The sequence below is a fragment of the Pseudonocardia sp. genome (assembly GCF_029263155.1).
In the GTDB taxonomy this organism is placed as follows: Bacteria; Actinomycetota; Actinomycetes; order Mycobacteriales; family Pseudonocardiaceae; genus Pseudonocardia.
Genome location: NZ_JAJCYB010000061.1, coordinates 1 through 7909 on the forward strand (window position 1 = coordinate 1; position 7909 = coordinate 7909).

Genomic DNA, 7909 nt, shown 5'->3' on the forward strand with positions numbered 1-7909 from the left:
GCAGACCCCGACTCGCGCACGACCGGCCCTGCGTGCCCGCGAGTCGGGGCCTCAGCGCGCGCGAGTCGCGGGCTCCGTGCGCGCGAGTCGGGGCCTCAGTGCGCGCGAGTCGCGGGTTGCGTGCGCGCCAGTGCAGCCGTAGCGGCGAGCGTCCTGTCCCCGACCGTCCCGACGGCATACCCTGCACATGTGCCCCGCTACGACTTCCGCTGCCGCGAGTGCGCGGACACCTTCGAGGTCAGCCGACCGATGAGCGCGTCGGGTGAGCCCGCACCGTGCCCGGCAGGCCATCACGACACCGTCAAGCTGCTCACGACCGTCGCCGTCGGAGGCCTGAGCTCCGCACCGCGCGCTCCCGCGCGGGCCGGGGCGGGCGGCGGAGGATGCTGCGGCGGCGGCTGCTGCGGCTGACGCGCACACCGTTCGACGCTCGCACACCCACCAGACCGTCGCAGACGCTGCAGCCTCTGCGACGCACCGCACGGTCTGCGAGCGCGCCACACCGTGCGCATCGCGAACCCGGACCCCGGCAACGGTCAGCCGGCCAGGACCACCTTGCCCAGCTCCGCCGAGCTCGCCAGCAGCGGGTGCGCCGGCAGGACACGGACCGTGTAGCCGGTCAGGCCGGCGTGCGGCAGGGGCACGACCGCCTCGAACCGCTGCCCGCCGCCGTCCGGGCCGTCCTCCGTGGCGGACCCCACGTGCTTCATCGCCGCGGTGCGCTTGCGGGAGTCGAGCTCGTCGGTGTCCGACACCGGACCCACGACGGCCTCGACCACGACGTCCGCCGCGTTCAGCCCGGCGAGCTCCACCACCGCACGCACCGTCATCGGTGCCCCGACGACCGGCGTGTCCGGCAGTCCGGAGGCGTCGACGCCCAGCACCCGTACCCGGTTCCAGGCGTTGTTGAGCCGGGTGCGGTAGGCCGCGAGCTCGCGCGCGGGTCCGAACGACTCGGCGACGACGCCCGCCGCCGCCCGTGCCGCCGGGGCGTAGAGGTCCTGCGTGTACTCGGTCACCATGCGCGCGGCCTGCACCTGCGGGCGCAGCGAGGTCAGCGTGTGGCGCACCAGCTCCACCCACCGCTGCGGGACGCCGTCGGTGCGCTCGTAGAACGCCGGCGCCACCTGCGTGGCGAGCAGCTCGTAGAGCGCGTTCGCCTCGAGGTCGTCGCGCTTGGTGGGGTCGACGATGCCGTCGGCGGTGGGGATGGCCCAGCCGTTGGCGCCGTCGTAGAACTCGTCCCACCAGCCGTCCCGGATCGACAGGTTGAGCCCGCCGTTGAGCGCGGACTTCATGCCCGAGGTCCCGCACGCCTCCAGCGGGCGCAGCGGGTTGTTCAGCCAGACGTCGCAGCCCCAGTACAGGTAGCGGGCCATCGACATGTCGTAGTCGGGCAGGAACGTGATCCGGTGCCGCACGGCCGGGTCGTCGGCGAACTGCACGATCTCCTGGATCAGCGCCTTCCCGCCGTCGTCGGCGGGGTGGCTCTTCCCCGCGACGACGAGCTGGACCGGCCGGTGCGGGTCGAGCAGCAGGTCGCGCAGGCGCTCCTTGTCGCGCAGCATCAGCGTGAGCCGCTTGTAGGTGGGGACGCGGCGGGCGAACCCGACGGTGAGCACGTCGGGGTCGAACACGTGCTCGGTCCAGCCCAACTCGGGCAGCGACGCCCCGCGCTGCAGCCACGCCTCCCGCACCCGGCGTCGCACCTCGTGCACGAGCCGCGCGCGCAGCGCGGTGCGCAGGTCCCACAGCTCGGCGTCGGTGACCTCCTCGGCGGGGCTCTCGGGGGTCCCGATCAGCTCGGTCACCTCGCGCGCCTCCCAGGTGGCCCCGTGCACGCCGTTCGTCACCGAGCCGATCGGCACCTCGTCGGCGTCGAAGCCGTTCCAGAGCCCGCCGAACATGCCCCGTGACACCGCGCCGTGCAGTTGCGACACCCCGTTGGCGCGCTGGGCCAGCCTCAGCCCCATGTGCGCCATGTTGAACATGCTCGGGTTGTCCTCGGCACCCAGTGCGAGCACCCGCTGCATCGGCACGCCGGGCAGCAGCGTGTCGCCGAAGTAGTGCTGCACCATGTCGACGGGGAAGCGGTCGATGCCCGCGGGCACCGGGGTGTGCGTGGTGAACACGGTGCCGGCGCGGACGGCGGCCAGCGCCTCGTCGAAGGCGAGGCCGTGCGCGTCCTGCAGCTCGCGGATGCGCTCCAGACCCAGGAACCCGGCGTGGCCCTCGTTGGTGTGGAAGACCTCGGGCTGCGGGTGGCCGGTGACCTCGCAGAACGCGCGGACGGCCCGCACGCCGCCGACCCCGACCAGGATCTCCTGGCGGATGCGCTGGTCCTGGTCGCCGCCGTAGAGCCGGTCGGTGACGCCGCGGAGGTCGGGCTCGTTCTCCTCGATGTCGGAGTCGAGCAGCAGCAGCGGGACGCGGCCCACCGCGGCCTGCCAGACGCGCGCGCGCAGTGTGCGCCCGCCCGGCATCGCGATGTCGACGAGCACCGGCGTGTTGTCCCCGGCGGTCAGCAGCTGCAGCGGCAGGCCCTGCGGGTCGAGGGCGGGGTAGTGCTCGAGCTGCCAGCCGTCGAGGGAGAGCGACTGGCGGAAGTAGCCCGACCGGTAGAGCAGGCCGACGCCGATCAGCGGCACGCCGAGGTCGGAGGCGGCCTTGAGGTGGTCGCCGGCCAGCACACCGAGGCCCCCGGAGTAGTTGGGCAGGACCTCGCTGACGCCGAACTCCATCGAGAAGTAGCCGACGGCCGCGGGCAGCGACCCGTCGTCCTCGCGCTCGACCTGGTACCACCGGTCGCCCGTGAGGTAGGCCTCCAGATCGTCGGCCAGCTCCCGGACGGTGACGACGGTGTCGGCGTCCTTGGCGAGCACCTCGAAGCGCTCGGTCGGGATCTCACCCAGCAACCGGACGGGATCGTGCCCCGCCCGTTGCCAGGCCTCCGGGTCGAGGGTCGCGAACATGTCCTGGGTGGGCGGATGCCAGCTCCACCGCAGGTTGGTGGCCAGCGCCTGCAGCGGGGCGAGGGCGGGCGGCAGCTGGGCGCGCACGGTGAACCGGCGAAGAGCTCTCACGCGCGGGAGCGTAGTTGAACCGATCCCGGGATCGGTCCAGGCAGGTCCGGACGCTCGGGCCTGCGCGGGCGCGCGAACGTTGCGGCCGGGCCGCATGACGATCACGTGAACGCTGGGGAATGCGCCGCGACCCGTTCCTTTCGTGGCTGGACCGGGTAGGTACGGTTGTGACACGGGTGACGTGCTGGGGCAACGCGTGTGGGTGGGTGACGGCATGACAGGTCGGCTCGGAATCGATGACGTCACCCCCAGCGTGAGCGGTGGGCGACAAGCGGCGAAGGCCGTCGTCGGCGAGGTCATCCCGATCACCGCGGTGGTGTGGCGCGAGGGCCACGACGCGGTCGCTGCCAACGTCGTGTGGCGGAGGATTTCGGGTACGGGGATCGGCAGCAGGGGCGGCGCGCACCACGTCCGCATGGAGCCGGTCGGGATCGGCAGCGACTCGTTCGCCGCCACCGTCACCGCCGACGAGCCGGGCATGTGGACCTTCCGCGTCGACGCCTGGAGCGACCCCTGGGCCACCTGGCGCAACGCCGTCACCAAGAAGCTCGCCGCCGGGCAGACCCCCGAGGAGCTGGCCAACGACCTGGAGATCGGCGCCCGCCTGCTGCAGCGCGTGGGCCGCCGTCCCGCCGAGCGCGCCTCGCGCGACCTGCTCTTCGGGGCCGCCAACGCCCTGCGCGACACCGCGATGCCGCTGCACGCCCGCGTCGCGCCTGCGTTGTTCCCCGCCGTCGAGAAGATCATGACCGAGCGCCCGGTGCGCGAGCTGATCACCCGCGGCCGCGCCCAGCAGGTCTACGTCGACCGCGAGCGCGCCCTCTACGGCTCCTGGTACGAGTTCTTCCCCCGCTCCACCGGGGGCCGCGACGAGACCGGGCGCGCGGTGCACGGCTCGTTCGTCACCGCGGCGAAGGCGCTCGACCGCGTCGCCGCCATGGGCTTCGACGTGGTGTACCTGCCCCCGATCCACCCGGTCGGCACGAAGCACCGCAAGGGCCGCAACAACAACGTCAACGCGGGCCCCGGCGACGTCGGCTCGCCGTGGGCGATCGGCTCGGCCGAGGGCGGCCACGACGCGATCGACCCCGAGCTGGGCACCCTGGAGGACTTCGACGCGTTCGTGGCGCGCACGAACGACCTCGGCATGGAGGTCGCGCTCGACTTCGCGCTGCAGTGCGCGCCCGACCATCCGTGGGTCACCGAGCATCCGGAGTGGTTCACCGTCCGCCCCGACGGTTCGATCGCCTACGCGGAGAATCCGCCCAAGAAGTACCAGGACATCTACCCGGTCAACTTCGACAACGACCCGGCCGGGATCTACGCGGAGTCGCTGCGCGTGGTGCTGCACTGGGTCGAGCACGGCGTGAAGATCTTCCGCGTCGACAACCCGCACACCAAGCCGCCGAACTTCTGGCACTGGCTGATCTGGCAGGTCAAGGCCCGCCATCCCGAGGTGCTGTTCCTGGCCGAGGCGTTCACCCGCCCCGCGCGGCTGTTCGGGCTGGCGCGGCTGGGCTTCACGCAGTCCTACTCGTACTTCACGTGGCGCACCACGAAGGCCGAGCTCACCGAGTTCGCCCTGATGCACGCCGAGCGTGCCGACGAGGCCCGCCCGAACATGTTCGTCAACACCCCCGACATCCTGCACGAGTCGCTGCAGACCGGCGGGCCCGGAATGTTCGCGATCCGTGCCACCCTGGCCGCCACGATGTCCCCGACGTGGGGTGTCTACTCCGGGTTCGAGCTCTACGAGTGGGAGCCGGTCAAGCCGGGCAGCGAGGAGTACCTCAACTCCGAGAAGTACGAGCTGCGCCCCCGCGACTTCGAGGCGGCCGCGGCCACCGGCAACTCGCTGGAGCCCTACCTCACGCGGCTCAACGAGATCCGCCGCGCGCATCCCGCACTGCAGCAGCTGCGCAACATCGCGTTCCACCACGTCGACAACGAGTCGATCATCGCCTACTCCAAGACCGAGCCGGCCACCGGCGACACCGTGCTGGTGGTCTGCACGCTGGACTCCTACGACGCGCAGACCGGCACCACCTCGCTCGACATGCCCGCGCTCGGGCTGGGCTGGAACGACCGGGTCACCGTCCACGACGAGGTCAGCGGTGAGACGTGGGACTGGGGTCAGTTCAACTTCGTGAAGCTGGAGCCGTGGAACCACGTGGCCCACATCCTGCGCATCCAGCGGTAGGCGGGTCCGCTCAACAGGGGTCCTCGGCGGCCAGTACGTCGCCGGTGGTCTCGACGTAGTAGTTGGTGACGTAGCCCGGGACCGGTGCGCCGATGCGGAACCAGACGGTGTCGCCGCGCACCTGCTCACCGCGCGTCCAGCACTCGATGTCCACGCGGGCGCCGTCCTCGTCGATCGTTCCTACGACAGGGGTCGCGGTGGTCGGGCCTGCACGCACGTTGAGCCCGTCGATACTGGTGCGCTGGCAGCCCACGCACAGCAGGACGGTCGCGACGACCAGCACCGTCCGTGATGCGCGTCGGACCCGATCGGCGTACACCCGACCACGGTAGGGGCGCTCCGACGGCGGCGCAGCGGCCGCGCCGCCGCGCCACGTTGGGTGAACCGGCGGCCGTCCGATTAACCTCGCAACGTCCCCGATCGACCCGCGGAGGAGACTGCGTGACCCTCGCCGAGGAGCTCCCGACCCTGCTGCCCGAGTGGCTGGCGCGGCAACGCTGGTTCGCCGCGAAGGGCCGGCCGGTCCGCTCCACGGCCGTCGCGTCGGACACCCCTCTGATCGACGGGCCGGACCTGCGGCTGAACCTGCTGCTCGTCGCCGTCACCTTCGACGACGACGGGTCCGTGCAGCACTACCAGCTCCCCCTCGCCCGGCGCGACCAGCTCTCGGCGGATCTCGCGGGCGCCCGGATCGGACGGATCGGGGACGCCGACGCCTACGACGGCCTCGTCGACACCGAGGTGACCGCGTGGCTGCTGGAGGCGATCCGGGCCGGCCGCACCACGGGCGAGGTGCGGTTCGTGCCCGAGCCCGGCGCGTCCATGGCCGACCCCGGTCCGGGACGCCCGATCGGGGTGGAGCAGTCCAACACGTCGGTGTCGTGGGGGGACCGGTCGATCCTCAAGGTCTTCCGGCGCGTGCTGCCCGGCGTCAGCGCCGACCTGGAGATGCACCGCGCGCTGCGCACCGTCGGCAGCCACCAGGTGGCGGCGCTGCAGGGCGCGATCGAGGGGACCCTGGACGGCGAGCCGGTCACGCTCGGCATGCTGTCGGACTTCGCCGCCAACTCCGGCGACGGCTGGGCGCTGGCGCTGTCCAGCGTGCAGAACCTGTTCACCAGCGACGCGCCGAGCCCCGCGGAGGCCCCCGGCGACTTCGCCGCGGAGGCGTCGCGGCTCGGTGAGACGCTCGCCGTCGTGCACGCGGAGCTACGCCGCGCTCTGGGCGAGCAGGAGCGCGACCCGGCCGAGCTGGCCGCCGTGTGGCACGAGCGGCTCGCCGCGATCGTCGGCGAGATCCCGTCGCTCGGCGAGCACGCCGACCCGATCCGGGCCGTGTACGACGCGGTCGCGGCGCTGGGCACGCCGATCCCCACCCAGCGCGTCCACGGCGACCTGCACCTGGGCCAGACCCTGCGCACCCCCCGCGGATGGCTGGTCATCGACTTCGAGGGCGAGCCCGCCGCGCCACTCGCCGAACGGGTGCGGCCCGACCCGGCCATGCGGGACGTCGCCGGCATGCTGTTCTCCTTCGACTACGCGGCCTCCCACCACCTGCTGCAGTCCGGCCCGCTCACCGGCTCGCATCCCGACCGGAACCGCGCCGACGAGTGGGCCGCCCGCAACCGCACCGCGTTCTGCGCGGGCTACGCACAACGCGGTGGCTCCGATCCGCGCGAGCACGGGGCGCTGCTGCGGGCGTACGAGCTGGACAAGGCCGTCTACCAGGTGCTCTACGAGACCCGCAGCCGCCCGACCTGGGTGTCCATCCCGCTGGCGACCATCGTGCGGCTGACGTCGGAGGCGGGGTCCGGCGCGGTGCGGTGAGCGGTCGGCCGGCTCGTTCCGCGATTCGCGCACCTGTCGATCTCCCGGCCCGCCGCCGTTGCCCGGCTCGAGCAGGCCTGCCGCCTGTGCACCCCAGGTCCGCGCGATCTGCGACGCCACCCGCCACCTCGACGACCACGCCGCCCGATGGGTGCAGGACCGGGTCCTGCCCGCCGCTCCCACCCGCTCCCGCGCGCAGCCGGTCGCAGCGCTCGCACGCGCCGTGATCGCGGTCGATCCCGAGGGCGCCAACACCCGCCACCGCCGGGCCGGCCGACTTCGTCCGCGCCCGCGACGTGTACTGCTGCTCACCGCCGTGCCGCCGCCCCCTGGACTCCGAACTCGACCACACCATCCCCTACCCGTACGGCCCCACCGCCGAGCACGACCTCACCGACGGCTGCACCCTGCACCACCACGAGAAACACGCCCCCGGCTGGACCGCGACCCAGCACCGGGACGGCCGCGTCGTGTGGACCACCCGACCGGACACACCTACGGCAACGAACCGTTCGACCATCGCCCACCACGACCGGCGGTCCCCGGCCCGGACCCACCGGAGCCGACCGGTGCCGGCCCGCCACAGATCGCGCCTCGGCGAGTGGTGGGGGATCACCACCGACGGCCCGAGGGCGCAGCACGATCCACCGCCGTTCTGGGGACTGTCAACTGAACGGTGTAACTGATGTTGGTCGGGTCTACCGACGGCCAGCGGCGAGTCGGCCGTCGAAGGTCATCTCGAAGGCGTTGAGGGCGGGTTTCCAGCGCATCATCCAGCGCTTGCGGCCCTGGCCGGTGG

Annotated in this window: 5 protein-coding genes; 3 read left to right on the forward strand and 2 right to left on the reverse strand. The window is 72.6% G+C overall.

The annotated features are described in order from the left end of the window. Window positions 1-189: 189 nt before the first annotated feature. Window positions 190-411, forward strand: coding sequence for a zinc ribbon domain-containing protein (locus Q1K26_RS12035; RefSeq protein WP_300010678.1), 222 nt, complete (start codon window positions 190-192; stop codon window positions 409-411). A gap of 125 nt (window positions 412-536) precedes the next feature. Here Q1K26_RS12035 and glgP read toward each other — a convergent pair whose 3' ends face one another. Next, window positions 537-3083, reverse strand: coding sequence for an alpha-glucan family phosphorylase (gene glgP / locus Q1K26_RS12040; RefSeq protein ID WP_300010681.1), 2547 nt, complete (start codon window positions 3081-3083; stop codon window positions 537-539). A gap of 214 nt (window positions 3084-3297) precedes the next feature. On the opposite strand from glgP, the gene Q1K26_RS12045 reads away from it, so the two are divergent. Continuing rightward, entirely contained in the window at window positions 3298-5283 is a 1986-nt protein-coding gene (locus tag Q1K26_RS12045; protein ID WP_300010684.1) for an alpha-1,4-glucan--maltose-1-phosphate maltosyltransferase, read from the forward strand. Window positions 5284-5293: 10 nt separating this feature from the next. Here the strand turns inward: Q1K26_RS12045 and Q1K26_RS12050 are convergent, their stop codons facing one another. After that, window positions 5294-5602, reverse strand: coding sequence for an SH3 domain-containing protein (locus Q1K26_RS12050; protein WP_300010686.1), 309 nt, complete (start codon window positions 5600-5602; stop codon window positions 5294-5296). Between the two features lie 122 nt (window positions 5603-5724). On the opposite strand from Q1K26_RS12050, the gene Q1K26_RS12055 reads away from it, so the two are divergent. Then, the gene (locus Q1K26_RS12055) at window positions 5725-7110 is read left to right on the forward strand and encodes a phosphotransferase (RefSeq protein WP_300010689.1); all 1386 of its coding nucleotides are present in this window, start codon (window positions 5725-5727) and stop codon (window positions 7108-7110) included. The last annotated feature ends 799 nt before the right edge of the window (window positions 7111-7909 follow it).

Coding starts and splice junctions, on each gene's coding strand:
- Q1K26_RS12045 (WP_300010684.1), top strand. CDS start 3,298: ATGACAGGTCGGCTCGGAATCGATGACGTCACCCCCAGCGTGAGCGGT.